General features: G+C 38.5%; 14 protein-coding genes. All 14 read left to right on the forward strand.

From position 1 onward, the window contains the following. Window positions 1-7: 7 nt before the first annotated feature. The 14 genes from IEU90_RS03285 to IEU90_RS03355 all read left to right on the forward strand — a co-directional run bounded on the left by IEU90_RS03285 (window position 8) and on the right by IEU90_RS03355 (window position 17,028). Complete coding sequence (locus tag IEU90_RS03285) at window positions 8-619, forward strand: phage tail protein (RefSeq protein ID WP_144226913.1); 612 nt, start codon at window positions 8-10, stop codon at window positions 617-619. 123 nt (window positions 620-742) lie between these two features. Then, on the forward strand, window positions 743-1,099 hold the full coding sequence (locus tag IEU90_RS03290) for a phage tail tube assembly chaperone (protein WP_188357727.1): 357 nt from the start codon (window positions 743-745) through the stop codon (window positions 1,097-1,099). 231 nt (window positions 1,100-1,330) lie between these two features. Then, window positions 1,331-5,986: a tape measure protein gene (locus IEU90_RS03300; RefSeq protein ID WP_188357728.1), complete on the forward strand. Its 4,656-nt coding sequence runs from the start codon at window positions 1,331-1,333 to the stop codon at window positions 5,984-5,986. Window positions 5,987-6,001: 15 nt separating this feature from the next. Further along, on the forward strand, window positions 6,002-6,877 hold the full coding sequence (locus tag IEU90_RS03305; RefSeq protein ID WP_188357729.1) for a phage tail domain-containing protein: 876 nt from the start codon (window positions 6,002-6,004) through the stop codon (window positions 6,875-6,877). A 12-nt stretch (window positions 6,878-6,889) separates the two neighbouring features. After that, a complete protein-coding gene (locus IEU90_RS03310) occupies window positions 6,890-9,556 on the forward strand; it encodes an NlpC/P60 family protein (RefSeq protein WP_188357730.1) in 2,667 nt (888 codons plus the stop codon). Between the two features lies 1 nt (window position 9,557). Beyond that, the gene (locus IEU90_RS03315; protein ID WP_188357731.1) at window positions 9,558-13,181 is read left to right on the forward strand and encodes a gp58-like family protein; all 3,624 of its coding nucleotides are present in this window, start codon (window positions 9,558-9,560) and stop codon (window positions 13,179-13,181) included. Window positions 13,182-13,212: 31 nt separating this feature from the next. Continuing rightward, entirely contained in the window at window positions 13,213-13,380 is a 168-nt protein-coding gene (locus tag IEU90_RS03320) for a hypothetical protein (protein ID WP_179225363.1), read from the forward strand. A gap of 13 nt (window positions 13,381-13,393) precedes the next feature. Continuing rightward, complete coding sequence (locus IEU90_RS03325) at window positions 13,394-13,645, forward strand: hypothetical protein (RefSeq protein ID WP_188357732.1); 252 nt, start codon at window positions 13,394-13,396, stop codon at window positions 13,643-13,645. Between the two features lie 12 nt (window positions 13,646-13,657). Continuing rightward, a complete protein-coding gene (locus IEU90_RS03330; protein ID WP_086131925.1) occupies window positions 13,658-14,134 on the forward strand; it encodes an alpha-amylase in 477 nt (158 codons plus the stop codon). 11 nt (window positions 14,135-14,145) lie between these two features. Continuing rightward, entirely contained in the window at window positions 14,146-14,331 is a 186-nt protein-coding gene (locus tag IEU90_RS03335; protein WP_086131924.1) for a hypothetical protein, read from the forward strand. A gap of 12 nt (window positions 14,332-14,343) precedes the next feature. Then, window positions 14,344-14,832, forward strand: coding sequence for a hypothetical protein (locus IEU90_RS03340; RefSeq protein ID WP_188357733.1), 489 nt, complete (start codon window positions 14,344-14,346; stop codon window positions 14,830-14,832). Window positions 14,833-14,844: 12 nt separating this feature from the next. Then, window positions 14,845-15,162: a hypothetical protein gene (locus IEU90_RS03345; RefSeq protein ID WP_188357734.1), complete on the forward strand. Its 318-nt coding sequence runs from the start codon at window positions 14,845-14,847 to the stop codon at window positions 15,160-15,162. Further along, the gene (locus tag IEU90_RS03350) at window positions 15,159-15,599 is read left to right on the forward strand and encodes a phage holin, LLH family (protein WP_188357735.1); all 441 of its coding nucleotides are present in this window, start codon (window positions 15,159-15,161) and stop codon (window positions 15,597-15,599) included. The genes IEU90_RS03345 and IEU90_RS03350 overlap by 4 nt, the downstream gene beginning before the upstream one ends. Beyond that, window positions 15,592-17,028: a GH25 family lysozyme gene (locus IEU90_RS03355; RefSeq protein WP_188357736.1), complete on the forward strand. Its 1,437-nt coding sequence runs from the start codon at window positions 15,592-15,594 to the stop codon at window positions 17,026-17,028. Before IEU90_RS03350 ends, IEU90_RS03355 begins: the two co-directional genes overlap by 8 nt. The last annotated feature ends 270 nt before the right edge of the window (window positions 17,029-17,298 follow it).

The raw sequence follows: 17,298 nt of genomic DNA on the forward strand, positions 1-17,298 counted from the left end.
ATAACTAATGCTATTACATGGTATTTCCACTGCATGGATTGCAGTTAAAAGCCAAGATGGTAAAAGCCTATCCAAAGGTGATACAGGTTTATCACAAAATGGATTACTAGAATTAGATCATTCAGTCCTAGGGGTAGCTAGTGCTGAACTAAAAGGACTCGATGGTTCTAAGCTTGAAAAGATTTCGGGTAATAACTCTATCCAATTCTCATATGCTGATCCGCTTAACCCAACTTGTTCACTTACGGTCAATAGTTTATCCATGGATGTTTTAGCTAAGATCGTTGGGATGGAAAAACAAGGTGGAGGTTGGCAAATGAAAGATAATAAGCCAACTACGGCTTTAATTGTTAAAGCACCATCGTTGGTTTCAGATGCATTTGTTTACTTCTGCTTCCCATCAGGTAACTTTTTAATGGGTGATAAGAAGCTGGATTCTGATAGTGATTCCAAGAAAACACCAGTAACAGATGCTCTTTCCTTTGCAGCAGTTGATGATCCAAATATTAATGATATGTACCGGATTTACAGTACTGTTGATTCGGATTGGAAAGATGAACAAACAATGTTTAAGGAATTGTTCCCAGACTATAGTGCAACTACAACCCCTGCTGCTTAGATTTAATAAAAACATAAGTCGCCAATGAAAATCACAATACATAAATAAGCGTACGAAAGCGTTAAAAAATTAAACGTAATCGTACGCTTTTAATATGGGCGGCTATTAGAAAGGAAAAATGTTATGCAAATCTATGTTAAACAACTAAAGCGAAAGTTTAATGTGCCAACCTCCCATAAGAATATGCGTCGTGTTCTTGTTATGCAGAAGTTCTTTGCATCAATGAACAATGTTAAAGGAAAAACTGCTGAACAAATTTTTGATCTTCAAATTAAGGCAATGGACGAAGCGGATAAGTTCTTAAAGGTTGTCTTAAATATGAAAGACAAGGAGATCGATCGTTTAGACAGTGAAGTTAACGAAGAAGGTAATGATGCCACTGTTGATGTTGTTAATTATGTATGTCAACGGTTAATGGGTCAGACCGATAAGCAAATTACCGAAGAAAAGAGGCAGGTTCGTGAAAACCCAAAAAAATAAATTGGAAAAAGCATGAATGGGAGTTACAAAATCAAATAGAAGATTTTGACCTAAATGCTAAACACGCCATTGAACAGTTTGGTTGGAGTATTGAAGCTTTCGATAATGCTGACTACTACCGGTATAACGAAATTATGAAGGCTAAGGAACATAAAGAACGACCAGCAGATCCATTAACGGCAATCGCAGGAATTCGAATTGCTCAAGCAAAAAGGAAAGGAGGCGTAAAGCGTGGCTAAAGTTAGTAATGTGATGGCGACCAAGGTTGCTCTTGATATGGTTGAGGCAAGTAGTGCCGTTAAAAATTTAACAACATTAGTTAACAGCCATACTCAGGCATGGAAAGCTCAAACTGCTGCTTTACATTCAGCGGGTGACTACGTTGGGGCGGCTAAAGCTAAATATGAAGGGTTAGGTAATGCTATCAGCGCTCAACGAGAAAAGATTGAAGCCCTAGAACGTAAGCAGTCAGAAATGAACAATATTGATAAAAAGACCGCAGATCAATACATGGAACTACGATCTAAACTTAACCAATATCGTTCAGAAATGGATAAACTTGATACTTCAACTGCTAAAGGAGAGGCACGTTCTAAAGAGCTTGCTGAGCAAATTGCAAAGACTAAAGAACAATTAAATGGGTTAGACACTGGTACAGTTAAATCTGCTGAACAATTCCTTAGATACGGCCAGCAGGTTGACCGTGCTAAAGCAAAGCTAGCTAGCCTCGAAGCTCAACAACAAAGAGCTGCTCAACAGATCGATGTTGAAAACAGTGGTGTAATTCGCTTAACTGCTTCAATGCGGACACAGGCTGCATTAGCTACGGCTACCGCTGAACGTCTCCGCTCAGAAGGTAATAGTTATCAAGCAATGGGTGTTGAAGTAAACGGATTACGCGCCAAGCTTGATAGTTTACGTCAGATTCAATCGCGAGAAGCAGAATTATTAGCAAGTACTAAAGCAAGATCCGGTGAAACATCCGAAGCCTATATGAGACAAGCAACTCGGGTAGAGGAATTAGGAACCAAAATTCAAGAAACTCGTTCAAAACTTAATGAATTAAACGAGACAATGAGTAAAACGCCCCATGGTTGGTTAGCGGGAGTATCTGCTCGTTTAGATAATATTCAAGGCAAGGCAGATCGAGTATCAACCTCCTTTGGTCGAATTTTTGGTGCAACGGCAGCAGCTAATATGTTTACTGGTGCTTTGGGATCTGTTCAAGCAAGAGTTGGAGATTTAACTAAAGCAGGTATTGATTATAATATTGAACAAAATAAGATGATAGCCACTTGGACTACCCTTACTGGTTCTGCTAAAAAAGCTGGTCCATTAGTTGACTCTATTAACAATATGTCAAAGGCTACTGGTCAGAATGTTGATATTGTTAATGAACTTGAGCAAGGTTTCTATCACTTGAATTCTAGTAAAAAGCAAGCTGATGGAATGACAAGCTCATTGCTTAATATGGCTGATGCAGTTGGGCTAAATGGTGATCAAATTAAAGCCGTTGAACAAGATATGGTTCATGGAATGGCAACAGGTAAGATCACTCAGGGAGAGTTAAACCAAATCGGTTCATATTTCCCAATGATTGATGAAGCAATGGCCAAACACTTTAATACAACTGTTGCTGGGATGCGTCAAATGGCATCTGCTGGTAAGATTAGTGCCAAAGATTTACAAGAAGTTTTTGAGCAGTTAGGGAATGGAAAGTATAAGGAAGCTGCCGAAAATATGATGAATTCATATTTTGGGGTTTTCCGGACAATCCAGTCTAGGACACCTCAACTAGTTGGAGATATCACTAAACCATTTATGAATATCAGTAATCCTTTCCTTAAATCTGTGCGAAACTGGGTTAATGATAAATCTACAGACGCTGAGTTTACTAAACTTGGGAATCAAATGGCCCGCTCCATGAATCAGATTATTAGTGCGTTTGGAGGTACTAATGTTAGTGCAACTAAATTGATGGATAACGCTATTCGTGGTTTAACTGCTGGTGTACAAGAATTTGGGGATATTGTTTCAAGTCACCATACTCAAATTGCCAATTTCTTTAGTGCATTTAAGGCTGGCTCGGCAGCACAAGCTAAGATTTTTGCATCTGTTTTTATGGACTTATCAAAAGTTATGCTTCCAGTCCTTGACGCAATGGCGAAATTTCCTAAGACTAGCGCTGCTTTGATTACGAGTTTTCTTCTAGCTTCAAGAGCGGTTAAAACTCTTCAAGCTGGTATTAAGGGACTAGAAACTATTAAAACAGTAAGTGAAATGATCGGAACTTTTAGTCAAAAAATAAAAGATATTCCTGTCCAAAAAACTACTGTTATTAATGCGGTAACAGAAAAGGCTACAGGGAAGGTTAAAGCCTTTAGTGTTTCCGTTAGTCATGTCCAGAAATCTTTTGAAACAACTGGACGGGCAAAAGTAGCGAGTGGAATAAGTAATATCAAGAAATTTGGCTTAGCGATTCGCCAAACTCCACGTCGTGTAATAGCAACAGTTCGCGCAGCCACAAATAGTGCAATAGTAGGGATCAAAAGAGTTAGTACAACTATTCGAACCTTACCTAAGCGTATTGTTGTTAGTACAGTTAGCGCTGTTAGAAGTATTTTTAATCTACAAAATGCTTCACGAATTGCCTCAGTAGGAGTAAGAACATCCTTTACAATAATTGGTGCTAGCGCTAAGATGGCAGGCTTAGCAATTGATGCTATGGGTGGACCCATTGGTATAGCTATAATGGCATTTACTGCTTTATATACTCATAGTGCCAAATTTCGAAAATTTACTAATGGAATCGTAAACTCTACAAAATCAATGGCTGGTAAAGTTGGCCGTTGGTTTGGTAATATGGCTACTTCTGCTGGTAAGCATATCAATAGAATGGCACAATCTGCTAAGCGCGGTTGGAATAATATGAATCGTACTTCTCAGCAGTCAAGCCAACGAGAAATTAGGCTTCACAATCAAATGGCACAACGTAATCAACGTGCTGCTCAACAAATGTGGTCTAGGTTGAGTCGATCATGGCTTCAAGGATGGAATCTAAACAATCGATTAACGCGTCAAGGAGTTCAACAACAGATTCAACAGCACAGAACAATGTCTACAAGGATTGCTGTATTTAACACGCAACTGTGGAATCGTTCAAGGCAAGCATTTACTAAAGGCTGGAATGATCTGCGTAATTCGACTAGAAATGGTACGAATAACATTAATAATGAATTTAACCAAATGAAGGTTGCTGTAGGTCAACGAGTTCAGCAAGCAATGAATGATGCTAAGAACCATTTCCAACGAGGATATTCGGATATTAAATCTAATACATCTGGATGGCGTGGTGATATGGCTAATATTTGGAGCGACACTCGTGGAAAGATTGGTAATATTGCTGATAATTTACGCGGGGATGCAACCAATAAGTTTTCTGATATGCACTCTAAATTGAATGATCTAACCGATGGTGGATTAGGCAAAATGGAAGACGCTTGGCATAATCGACTAGAATCTATTGCGGGTATTGTATCGAGTTCTGGTAAACATATCTGGCAACAATTTGTTGATGTGCTAAAATCTCTGGCTAAGCCATTCAAAGACTTAATTAACGATATTGCTAAAGGTATTAACTGGGTTCTTGATCACGTTGGTGGCGATGGTAAGCTAGGTGAATTTAACTTTAGTTTTGGTAGCTATGCAACCGGTACGCCTGATGGAGGAATTCTACACGACCAAGTTGCTTTACTAAATGATGGAAGTGGACCTCATTATCAAGAAATGGTCCATCGTGCATCTACTGGTGAAACTTTCATGTTACCGGCCAAGCGTAATATGCTTTTTCCTCTGCAAAAAGGGGATGAAGTCCTTGATGGTGAGCGTTCTCATAGATTAGCTACGATGATGCAAATACCAATTCCACATGCGAATGGTGCGATTGGTGACTTCTTTAGTGGGCTGTGGAATGGAGCTAAGGAACTTGAAGATATTGCAGAAGATGCCTTAAAGAATGTTGTTGGCTTTGGTAAGTCGTTATTCGGCCACTTTATTGCCAGTGTCACTCCTAAGAGTACAGATAAGCTTAATAGTGGATTAAAGCTAAACTTACCTGGCTTCTATGCTGAGCATTTGAAGAATTGGTTGAAGAAACAACTTGATGATATTCATTCTGCTGATAGTCCAGCGGGTACTATGTCTAAAGAGGCGTTTGCAAAAGCTGCAAGACGAGCTGCCCAATCTTTAGGACAAAGTATTTCTAGTGGAGACATTGATCATTTATACTGGCAAGCATTCACAGAATCTTCTGTTAACCCAGCACAAAATGGTGGATATGATGATCATGATGGTACCGGTTTACCGATTGGACTATTTCAATTTAAACGTTCAACGTGGAATGCAGCTGTAAGAGCTATGGGCGGGAAACATAATAATATCCATTCTGCAGTTGACCAAATTGCCGCTGTTCTTGCTGATAGAACTTGGCGTTCAGATTTCCCTCCAATTGGTGTTAAGCGTGGCTGGACTCCTCACGGCTATGCTAATGGTGGTATTGCAACTACTCCATCCATCTTTGGGGAAGCTGGACCAGAAATGGCTATTCCGCTAGACACTATGAAGTCAACACGGGCTTGGCAACTATTGCGTCAAGTAGTTAATTACTATTCTGGTGAGCAAACGACTAACAACAATAAAACTACTCTTGTTGATCTGTCAAAAGTTGAAAAGAAATTTGATACTGTTTTAGCACAGAATACAGCATTGATTAATGCAATCGAACGCTTAATTGGTGTGACTGATTCAGCTAATAATCCAACTGCTCGTTATCGACGAACGCAACGTGATATTAATTTAGCTCAAGCACAATCGTTAACAGGGATTTAAAAGGAGTGATTATGTGTGTCGGGTAAAGACTTGAATATTGTTGGTTATCAATATAACTATCCAAAGCTTTTTATCAAGCCACCTGATGGGGATGAAATAGATGCAGAAACTATTACATCAGGACTCCATTTTCTTGATGATGATTCAGATCCAATATTAACAACAACGTATACTACCGATACGGGGGTTGATGGTTCTGTTTATTCAACATCACAAGTTGGGAAAAATGTAATCAATGCACGTTTTTATTTAACTTATGGTGACTGGTATGATTACAAGATGAAAAAGCATGAAATTGCTCAATTCTTCATGCAAAAAGGACTCTATCGTATTCGCAGTGATGCTGAGCCGGGTATTGTTAAATTTGTACGAGCTGGTAATTTTACGATTAAAAATCCAGAAGATCGTAGCCATGTAGTACAATTTTCAATTCCTTTTGATAATCCATCCGGTGTCAAATGGTCATTACCATATAGTGATGATTTAATGACTTATGATCAAAATTTATGGCAATATGGGATGAACCTACCTAATGGGATTGATTTAAAATACCACTTTGTTAATGAACATCGTTTTAAGATTTGGAATGCTAGTGATATTACGATTGACCCAGCACAACGGTATGATCTTAAAATTATTGTCACAGGGCAGACCGGGAAGTTTGATATGGTTAACCAAACCACAGGTGATGAGATAGTCTACGTTAATAGCTTGCAACCAAATGACCAATTAGTTTGGGATGATATGTATTGCTATCTGAATGGTGAATTATGTACTGATGCAACTAACTTGGCTTGGATGAGATTAGCTCCCGGATGGAATGAATTTAAGATATATGGCTATAACAAAGTAGATATAAGATTTCATTTTCGTTTTGTTTATCTTAATTAGGAGGTGGGTCAGATGACAATATCTGTTTTAGAAGCATTAGAACAACATCGTTATGTATATTTTGGCTTTGAATCACACCCCACCGATAAAGACCCTTGGCAGGCAACCCCAATTATGGCTTATTCGGATAATTTAGTCAGTTGGGAAGTCATAACGCGTTTAAAACAATTAGAAGGCTTACGCGACGGATTCCTAATTAAGATAGAAGATCGATATTACATTATCGGGACTGGTGCCTTTTATGTAACAACAGATTTTTATAATTTTGAAAAGCTGGATTATTTGAAGGATGACAAGAACTATAAGAATGTGTGGGCACCAGAAATATTTAAAGATACAAATGGAAAGTATCATATTGTTTACTGTGCAGGGGATGCAGAAGCCGGGATCTTAAATGATTACATTGCTGACTTTGACCCGCAAACTAACAAGATTACAAGCGAGGGACAAGCTATTACATTTGTTGATGGAGCAATTGATAATAGTTACCGAATTGATCCAGACATCTGCTTAATAGATGGAGTCTACTATCTGACAATTGGTGGTAACTATATATTTAGCTCGAATAATTATCTTGGTCCTTATCAGAAGTTTCCGGTTAACTTTGCACCTACACCTCAAAAATATAGTAATCATAGTAGTGGTATTGCTGGCTGGGTTGAAGGGCCTAATATGTTTGTTGATGGTAATAGTGTTCGGCTATTTGCAGATCAAACTGAGGGGAATGGACTAGTATTTCGTTCATCTACTATTGATGACATGTTTAACTGGGCTGATACAGAAAAGACTCGAGCAACATTTAAAATGCGGCACGGGTCTATTTTTGTTAATGATAAAATCACTGCTCAGGTTCCAGCTGAGTTTAACCATGCGCCAAAGTTTAATCCTCAAATCACAATTCAAGGAATTCATACTACTAAACCGGTACCGTTAACATGTTTTCTTAAATCATCTTTCCAAGTTCAATATGAGAATAATCAGACTAATCAGTTGCAGTTCGTGGCATATAATGATGGGTCACCATCTTTTGCTCTAATTGCTAATGAATCAACTATCGAGTTTAATAACGACCTATATATCATTAAGAATATCGAACAAGATAGGACTGGAACTTCGCTGTATACCGTCACGGCTATGCAATATGTTAATAGTGAAATTGGTCGGGTCTTTCAGAAGAATGTACGCAGTGGTACACTAACTTATTCTATTGATGAAGTACTAGATTTCTTTTTAAACGACGAAGCTGCTAATCCATTTGGCTTTTCATATCATGTGTTTGGAGACTTTTCAAAACAGCAAATTGAAAATCTAGGTGGATGTTCTGGAAAAGATATGATTAGTAAGATTGTTTCAACTTGGCCTGGCACGATTATCAAACCATCTGGAAAACGAGTAGACGTATACTCATCTGATCAATTTTTAAGAAACTATCAGCGACGAATTGTATATCAACATGATTCAACTAATATGAAGTTGATTGAAGATAGTACGACTATTGTCAATCAGATTACTTGTGTTGGTGGATCATATTCAACTGACGATTCGACAGGTGGTGAGTCTGTATCTGGAAGTGCAGACAGTTCTACGACTATTACTGATGGTGAAGAACAAGTCGAAAGTGGTCAAGATAATACCGCAGACTTTCAAGCAGACGCTAAGAAGTATCTAGGTGTTCCGTATGTATGGGGTGGTCATAATAAGGCTAATCCATTTGCAGGAATGGATTGTTCTGGTTATGTATCACAGGTTTATCATGACTTTGGAATTGAAATTCCAGCATATACGATCGCAATGGAGAATAACTTCCGGGAGATTCCACGATCAGAAATTAAACCAGGTGATGTTGGCTTTTATGGTCCGCATGGAGGAACTCATCATATTTGTTTGATTTTGGATAAGAATACTCAAATTTATGAGCCGGAACCAGGACAGAGTTGTAAGACAGCTACTATCGATAGTTTCCCGCCAGATTGGTATGGCCGTAATGACGAAATGCAGGCCAAGATCAGCACTAAGAAAATAGAATCAGTTCCTACTGAAAGTATTAAAACAGTAGAGACCTATAACGGGGGAAGCTATACTCCAGAAACTACTACCCAACAAACCCAGTATTATTTTCAGCCGTTTACTTTAACGGATGAACACTCAGTGGAAGAGTGGGGCTTGCATCCTGCCTCATCAACATTGCAAGATGACAGATTTAAGGATGCTAACGCTATGCGAGAATATGCCCGTACTCAGTTAGTGTTGGAGCCATCTGTTTCAATTGAAATTGTTTTGAACACTAATGAAATGCCAATCCCAGGTGAACAAGTGTATTTAACAATTCCAGAAGTAGACGATCGAACTTTGCTAGGTGAGACTGATACTCAACATGCTTATAATACTAAAGTTACTTTAGTTGGCTATACCTGGTATCCATATAATCCTTCACAAGGAACCGATAATATTTATCAGAATTTGCCGGCAACATTGTTACACTCGCAAACTTCATTAACTAAACTTGAGCAACTAGCTAATGCCATGTTTGATCGAATTCCACAAGTATTTTATGGGCAACACGATCCATCGGCTAATCAAGCAGTTAAAAATGGTGCAATTTGGGTAAAACCGATTGTTGATCAAACTACTTCTTCAAATAATGCTGATAAAGATTTAACGATAGGAGGTGAGACATAGAATGGCAGAAAATAATCAGCTCTCAGACGAAGCAAAAAATAATTCAACAGATACTTCATCAACTGATGCTTCCTCAGCGGTGATTGGAAATCATGAAAATGCTGTTGTTCCTCATAAAATTAGCAATCATGACAAATTGGTTCAAACGATGGTCATGGTTGACGGCGAATGGATTAATGTTAATGATACTAATGACCAAGCCAATATGAAGGAGGATATGCACAAAGTTAATAAGAAAGTTGTTGAAGCCCAAAAGGGAATTGTTGAAGCGAAAAACTCAGCCGAATCAGCGGTAAAATATGCTGACTCGGCTGTTAGTGCATCTAAGGTAAATAGTGATGCGATTGTTGCACAGAGTTCAGCTATTAGTGAAGCCAAAGAAGCGGCTGACGATGCGGCAAGCAAAGCACAATTTATAAAGGAAAATGCCAGCAGTGAAGCAGCTGCAATTAGAAATCAGGTTGCAGACGTTGCTAACAATGTTTCCTCTGTGAAGGCAGATGTTGCAAGTGCCACTAGTGACGTTGCTAATCTTAAAGTTGATGTTCAAGCTAATAGTGCTGCGATTATTAAGACTAATGAAGCAGTTAGTGTCCAATCAAAAAGCTCATCAGATGCAATCAATGAGTTGAAGATTGCTAACGGTCAAGTTGAATCAATTGCTAAAGACGCTAAAAATAATGCTACAGTTGCAAAACAGACTGCAGATACAGCAACTACATTAGCGCAAGACGCAAAGAGTAATGCTGTACTTGCCACCCAAACAGCTACCAGTGCTACTGTTGAAGCGACGAATGCTACTAGTACTGCCACCAAAGCAGAACTGTCTGTTAGTGGTTTAACTACTAGAGTTACTGCAGTTGAAGGAGATAACAAAAAACTCAGTAATCAGATTACATCGACAGAAACCATTCTCCAGCAAGCAAAAGACCAGTTACTACAAAAGGCTGATAAGTCAGTCGTTGACCAAGCTAATAATTTAATTAGTCAACTGTCAGCTGAGCAAAAGACAATGGCCGATCAGATTAATCAGAAGGTATCATCTACTGAGTATCAGACGTTGAAGGATAAAGTTAATAATCTAAGAATAGGCGGTCGAAACTTAATACCAAATAGTGGCACTGATATTGTTGTTGAGTCTAAAACAACGGATGCTTATCCTCAATGGGACAATCATTTACTTTATTCATCTTTGCAGAGTAATACTACCTATACGTTTTCTGTTTCGGCAACGAATACCAATGGTGTAGAGCAAGCTTCTGTAAGAATCTTTAAGGAAAACTTGGATGGTAAATTTATCAATAAAGAAGCAGCTCATTGGTATTTCAACGCTGATGGCAAACGTCGTAGCTTTACTTTTACAACTCCTAATGATGCTATTCCTTATGATATTTGGCTGTATGCGGGTCATATGGGAAAGAGCGAAGGAAAAAACTTTGTTACAACTTATCATCATCCTCAATTAGAAATGGGAAATGTTGAGTCTGATTATTCCCCCAACCCTGATGATGCTATTGCTTCAATCAAGAAAAACTCAACTGCTATTGATGAGAATAGTAAAGCGCTCAAATTAAAGGCAGATGCAACGGAGGTAAATAACCTAAAAGGCACTGTCAATTCTCATTCTGCTTCTATTAATCTCTTTAGTGACCAGTTAAAGAGTATGGTTACTGAATCTAAAGTTAATGACATTATTAATGGAAAAGGATTCACTACGCAAAACACTGTACAGTCGCTGATTGATCAGAAGAGTAACACGATGAGTGAGAGCATCGTTAAGCTGTCTAATGATGTCAGAAACAACGGTGGTGGCATTAACCTTCTAAGGTCTACCGATGTCTTTAGTAAAGCCTATTGGATTTACGATAATATTGAGAATCGGTATAAAGATAGTCTTGTAGAGCTTGAAAAAGTTGGAACTACTGCCTCACGTATATATCAGAGCTTATCTGTTGAAGCAACAGAGCACGTTTTCTCGGTATCATTTGATGCACAGATTAGTGATGACTGTACTGATACAGATGTAATCGTTTCATGTGGTCCTTACGATGCACTTCAAAATGTTCGCGTAACTGGTAAAGATCTTAAACATTATAAGGTTGAAAACTGGACGTGGGCCAGCACATCAAACAATTTTAGCCTGTACGTGGGAAACGGTAAGATTCGATTGTCCAAGTTGAAGTTAGAGTATGGCCCAGTTGCTACTCCGTACGCTCCAGCACCTAGCGACAATGCTAGCGTTAACCAACTTCAATCTGTCACAGCATCAATTGACGGTTTACAGTCAGCAGTAACAAATTACCAAAAGGATGCTTCGTCAAAGTACACGCAACTCTCGGACTTAATGCAATCAAAGGTTAACAAAGGCGACCTTGAATCAGTCAGAACTCAATTAGCTAGTTCAATTAATGAGCGTATACAAAAAGGTAACTTGATTACTCAATTCAACTTAGAGGCTGGACGTACCCTAATTCAATCTAACAAGATTTACTTTGATGCTGATTCATTTGTCATGAGTCCAAATTCAAAAGCTTTTATTCCAAGTGCTTACATCACTGATATTAATGCAGATAAAATTACTACAGGAACTTTAGATGCAGCTAAGCTTCATGTTAAAAATTTTAGTGCTGATGATATAACTGGTGGAACGCTCAAAGGTGTTGTAGTTAAAACCGGTACTAGTGATCAGTACTTTCAAACTTCACAAAATAATATCTATTGGGTGAAGAGAGGCGGTACCTCTTTAATAGGTAATGACACTTACCTTAATACAGATAATGGACTGACCATTGCTGACACTGAGAATATTCTTTTAACAACTTGGGGTGGTGCTAATGCTAACGGAGATAATATCATAAATAACTCAGGTAATGCAGGGCATCCTAAGATTGTAGTGGACATGAATGGTAGCTGGGACCCTGACGATCCAAATGGCTCATCATGGGGTAGCGGTCCTAGAAATTCGGAAATTGTTCAGTGGGTAGGTAATAAAGAATACTCATTACTAGAACGTAGCAAAGGATTTACATTTCACCTTGACGATGGTAATAATGAATCTAAATTCAAGATTCAAAAAGATAATAAGGTTGGCTTCTATGTTGGAGGTGGTAGCGATGGTAACGAAATTCAAATTGCCGGATCTGGACCAATCAAACTTCAAGGAAAATATCTTGATGATGGTTTCGATGATGGCATGACCCACACGCTTGGCAATCTCCAAGTTGATAATCTTCACGTCCGTAAGTGGCTAGGAGTTGATCAAAGCAAGAACGCCATTGTCAAGACAAGCCAGGGGCCCGTTACTATTAATGCTTATGAAACGGCGGAATATTATTTTGGCGACATTGGTGAAGGACAAACGAGCGCTGATGGGATTGCTTATATAGGAATTGAAAAGTTATTTAACGAAACCGTTAATACAACTATTCCTTATCATGTATTTATTACTGCTTATGGACCAGGTGATATCTGGGTCGATCAACGTGAACATAATCGTTTTGTTGTAAAGTCGGATCAACCTAATCTCAAATTTAGTTGGGAAATTAAAGCCAAACGTAAAGGTTATGAACAAACACGTTTACAGAATGTTGATGATAAATTAAATCATATGGCAGCTACGAGTTAGTCGTGGCTTTTTATTTAGGAGGAATTTTATTATGGATAATTTAAAAGTTGAAGCAAATGATGTTATCACAGAATACCGTGCGAAGAACAGTCAATTAGAATTTGATAATACTGTTTTACGCCTACAGGTTAAGAAACTACAAAATAAAATTAATGAATTAACTGCAGATAAAAAGAATGCCAAAAAGGAAAATAAGTAGGAGGTAGATCACTATGCCAATGAATATTTATCGCAATCGGCTTAGCTACGACTTTGACTCACAAGGTAATACTACAGATGCAATGGTTGGCTTTAACGGGCTGAATGACCAAGGTGAAACAGCAATGGCCACGATTAAAGTTACAAAGGAAATGTTAGGTGAAGGCAAGACTTTTGATAATGTATCAAATAAAGATATTACGGAATTAGCTAAGCAAAAATGGATGCAGTATATTCAACCAGAATCGACCTCAGCACAGCAATAGGAGGGATAGTCTATGGATGGCTTTCCAAAGATTGATCTCTGGAACGAACCTTCGCCTTTCCAGAATTCACAAGCCTACGAACAAAAGAATCACAACTGGGATGTCTTACGGAATTACGGTAATTATATTGGGAGTTATCTCAAGGGAATTACTGATTCGTGGGACACTCGCTTTTCAGCACAAATTAATCAGATTCCGCAACCAAATGAAGTTGTTGATGCGCGGGTAGATATTAATCGCCACACATTCCCAACTTTACATGATCACTTGGTTAACATTGAAGAAACTAAGTTGAGCTACGCTGAAGCAACTGATATAGATGAAACAATCCCAGAAGACGAGATACCGGGTGAAATCCTAAAAATTACCGATTTAACGACTTCGTCCGATAAGTTGCGTTACGAAAATGTCGGTACAGTCGGTTTCGCACTTCCTCGAGTAGGGTATTCAGAAACGATGATAAGCAACCTGACAATTAATCCTGATTAGAGGTGATTGATATGGCAAAGAATACACACGTTTATTTAATGCAAGAAGATAGCTCTGGAGATAAGCGAACTGTCTATCCAGTAACCGATGTTAGTGCGATTATCGGTTTGAACAACAGTAAGGGTGACTTGCTATCCCAGATTCAAAGCATTGAGAAGCGACTAACGGCACTAGAAAAGAAAGTTAATTATCAATAGGAGTGGATATAGATGGCTACAGGAACAAAAGCATATATTGAAGATCACGATGGGAATAAGATTCTTCCAGCAACTGATTGGTCAATGGTTCAAAACAAGCCGGGTAACTTAGCAACCACTAATCAATTGCCCGTATTAGGTCCATGGCAACGCGATGGGATCATTTACAAAAATGGAGCATATGATTGGGATCATGTAAACAATGGTTATAACTGTGCATATAGAATTGCAGATCTTGGTGGCTTTAAGCTTGTGGAATTACGATTGGCCTTTGGTGTAAATCGTGATATTACTGATGACATAGAAGTTATTGATTTGCCTGCTATTATTCGCCCTGATGGGAATGAAGAATTATGGAGTGCAACTGGTACGCGAGGTGTTTTCATCCATACTACGCCTGATGGGAATGTTCACGTTTACTGCCAGAAGTTTGGCGATGGCGACAAATATACCCACGATGGGCTATTGACATATCATACGGTTTACTTCACGACTGTCTAGAGGTGATTAGTAGTGGATAAATTATTGATGGCGAATTGGATTACAATGCATTCTTTTCTAAGTCTTAACTGGGATGAGTGGGGATCGATTGTAGCAATTTTAACGGCTATTGTATTAATTTTACGGTGGGCGTTGAATAGAGCGCATAAGCAGCTTTTTGAACCAGTTAATCGTGCCATTCACGAATTAAAGATTAGTGTAGATAAATCAAGCAGTCGTTTAGCGCGTTCAGAAGATCGACTTGAAAGAGGAGACAAAATCTTTGTTCGTCACGATGAAGAACTAAAAGATCACGAAAGACGAATTACGAATTTGGAGGAAAGAAAATGACTAAATTAATTACAGATCTTGGAAATTGGTTTATTTCATCTGGCACTGCAGCAGTGCTTTTTATTTTTGCCTGGAAATACCTTAAACCGGTTTTGGAAGCGAAGAAACTGCATGCCAAGACGCTACAAGAAAAAGAGTTATTAGATGTCCTAGAGAAATTAGCGGACAATGCAGTCACTAGTTTGGAAAGCAACCGAGCCTTAACCGGACATGATAAGTTTAAAGTGGCTACCCAAACTGTCGGAAGTACATTAGCTGAGAAGGGCTTTAATGTAAGTCAATCAACTGTGGAACATGCTGTCCAAACAGCTTATGAGAAGAGCAACTTAACACCAACTAACACCCAAGCTCAAATTAAGACAGGCGTTATTGACAATACCAACGCATCAGAAATTCCAACAGGAAAAATTAAGACGGGTGTGATTAATAATGGTTAGATCACTAGTAATTGATGTTTCTGCATATCAACCACAAGCTACTTACTATAGCTTCTGGGAAAAATGGAAAGCTCGTGGAATTCGCGGGGCAATTATTAAATTATCTGAAAGTACTTATTGGCGTAATCAATATGGTGCTGGACAGATTGCAGCAGCTAAACATATCGGCCTTAAAGTCAGTGGTTATCACTTTAGCCGCTTTATTGGCGATGGCAACCGTGCACGCTTAGAAGCCAATACGGCTATTGCTACAGCTAATACGATGGGACTTGAACATGGTAGTGCATTAGTCCTTGATTATGAAGAACGTGCAGGCTACCAATCAGCAAACACTTTAGCAGCAATCATTTTCTGTAATGCTGTTAAACAAGCTGGTTTTATTCCAGTGTTCTATTCATATTCGGGAATGCGTGATTTATGGGATTACGAGGCCATCTACAAGGCAACAGGTGCCAAACTTTGGATTGCATCTTATCCAACAATGGCAGGAGTTACTCAGCCAGATTATGAGTACTTCCCAGCAATTAGCACTCATACTGATGCTTGGCAATTTAGTAGTAATGCATGGGGCGAACAAATTGATATTAGTGTAGATTTTACAGGAGTGTTTACAATGTCAGAAAAAGTAACAAGCGGTGGAAATTTAGATTCCGTTCGTTTCGATGATAATAAATTAATTGTTAGTGGCTGGTTTGCCTCCGAGCAAGCACAAGGGAAGCCTTATGCCTACGCCATCATAACCAATGAGCAAGGTAATCAGGAATATGGTCGAACACAGGTTAATATCACCAGTCGACCAGATGTTCCTAAAGTTTATCCAGATATTCCAAACGGAGCTAATTCAGGCTTTAATGCAAGTTTTGATTATACTAACCAAATGAAAGGTCAGAAGTTGCATCTGATTTTTCGTTATACAGACGATGCTGCAGGCAATGGTAACTTTGCTGATTACGTATCATTATTAGATTTAACGAAGAGTGCTGCTAATCTTGATAACATTGACACAGTTGTCTTTAGCAATAAGCTACAAGTTAGCGGTTGGTTTGCTAGCGATATGTCGTTGGGGTTAAACTATTGTTACTTAATTCTTTATGATGTAACTAATAAATGTGAAGTCCAACGAATTAAATACGAACCAGTTCAACGTGATGATGTCAAAAAGGCTTATCCAGCTATTTTCAATAGCAATTTATCAGGCTTTAGTGGTCAATTTGATTATTCGCCAAGCCTGATTGGTCGTCAGTTGCAAGTAATTGCACGCTATTCAGATAATGAGCAAGGTGAGGGGAACCATATTGATTATTGGTTTAACCCAATTAAAGGCCCAACAATGCCAGTATTGGATGGTAAATCTGAAACAGAAGTATTAGTCCATGAATTTTCAGCAACAAAAGCAGAGAATAACTTAATTAGTTTGAAATTCAAATAGTAGGAATAAATTCCCTAGTAGTTGTTACGTTTTCGATAATAGCTACTAGGGGATTTTTATGTTAAAATCAAATGTGCATCACTGATTAATGTGTGATGCATAGAGAGCGCCCTAAGCGCCCACAACCGGTAATTAAGGTGTCCTAGTGGACATCTTTTCTTTTATTTATGTTATAATTGCTTTTAATATATGAGTGGTACAAAATTAAAACGGCATCTCTTTATAAAGAGGGTGCCGTTGATTTGTATAAGGGGCATAAAAGGGGCAAAA

Origin of the sequence: Limosilactobacillus caviae (assembly GCF_014635905.1) — a bacterium.
Classification (GTDB): Bacteria; Bacillota; Bacilli; order Lactobacillales; family Lactobacillaceae; genus Limosilactobacillus; species Limosilactobacillus caviae.

Coding starts and splice junctions, on each gene's coding strand:
- IEU90_RS03285 (WP_144226913.1), top strand. CDS start 8: ATGCTATTACATGGTATTTCCACTGCATGGATTGCAGTTAAAAGCCAA.
- IEU90_RS03290 (WP_188357727.1), top strand. CDS start 743: ATGCAAATCTATGTTAAACAACTAAAGCGAAAGTTTAATGTGCCAACC.
- IEU90_RS03310 (WP_188357730.1), top strand. CDS start 6,890: ATGACAATATCTGTTTTAGAAGCATTAGAACAACATCGTTATGTATAT.
- IEU90_RS03315 (WP_188357731.1), top strand. CDS start 9,558: ATGGCAGAAAATAATCAGCTCTCAGACGAAGCAAAAAATAATTCAACA.
- IEU90_RS03320 (WP_179225363.1), top strand. CDS start 13,213: ATGGATAATTTAAAAGTTGAAGCAAATGATGTTATCACAGAATACCGT.
- IEU90_RS03325 (WP_188357732.1), top strand. CDS start 13,394: ATGCCAATGAATATTTATCGCAATCGGCTTAGCTACGACTTTGACTCA.
- IEU90_RS03330 (WP_086131925.1), top strand. CDS start 13,658: ATGGATGGCTTTCCAAAGATTGATCTCTGGAACGAACCTTCGCCTTTC.
- IEU90_RS03335 (WP_086131924.1), top strand. CDS start 14,146: ATGGCAAAGAATACACACGTTTATTTAATGCAAGAAGATAGCTCTGGA.
- IEU90_RS03340 (WP_188357733.1), top strand. CDS start 14,344: ATGGCTACAGGAACAAAAGCATATATTGAAGATCACGATGGGAATAAG.
- IEU90_RS03350 (WP_188357735.1), top strand. CDS start 15,159: ATGACTAAATTAATTACAGATCTTGGAAATTGGTTTATTTCATCTGGC.
- IEU90_RS03355 (WP_188357736.1), top strand. CDS start 15,592: ATGGTTAGATCACTAGTAATTGATGTTTCTGCATATCAACCACAAGCT.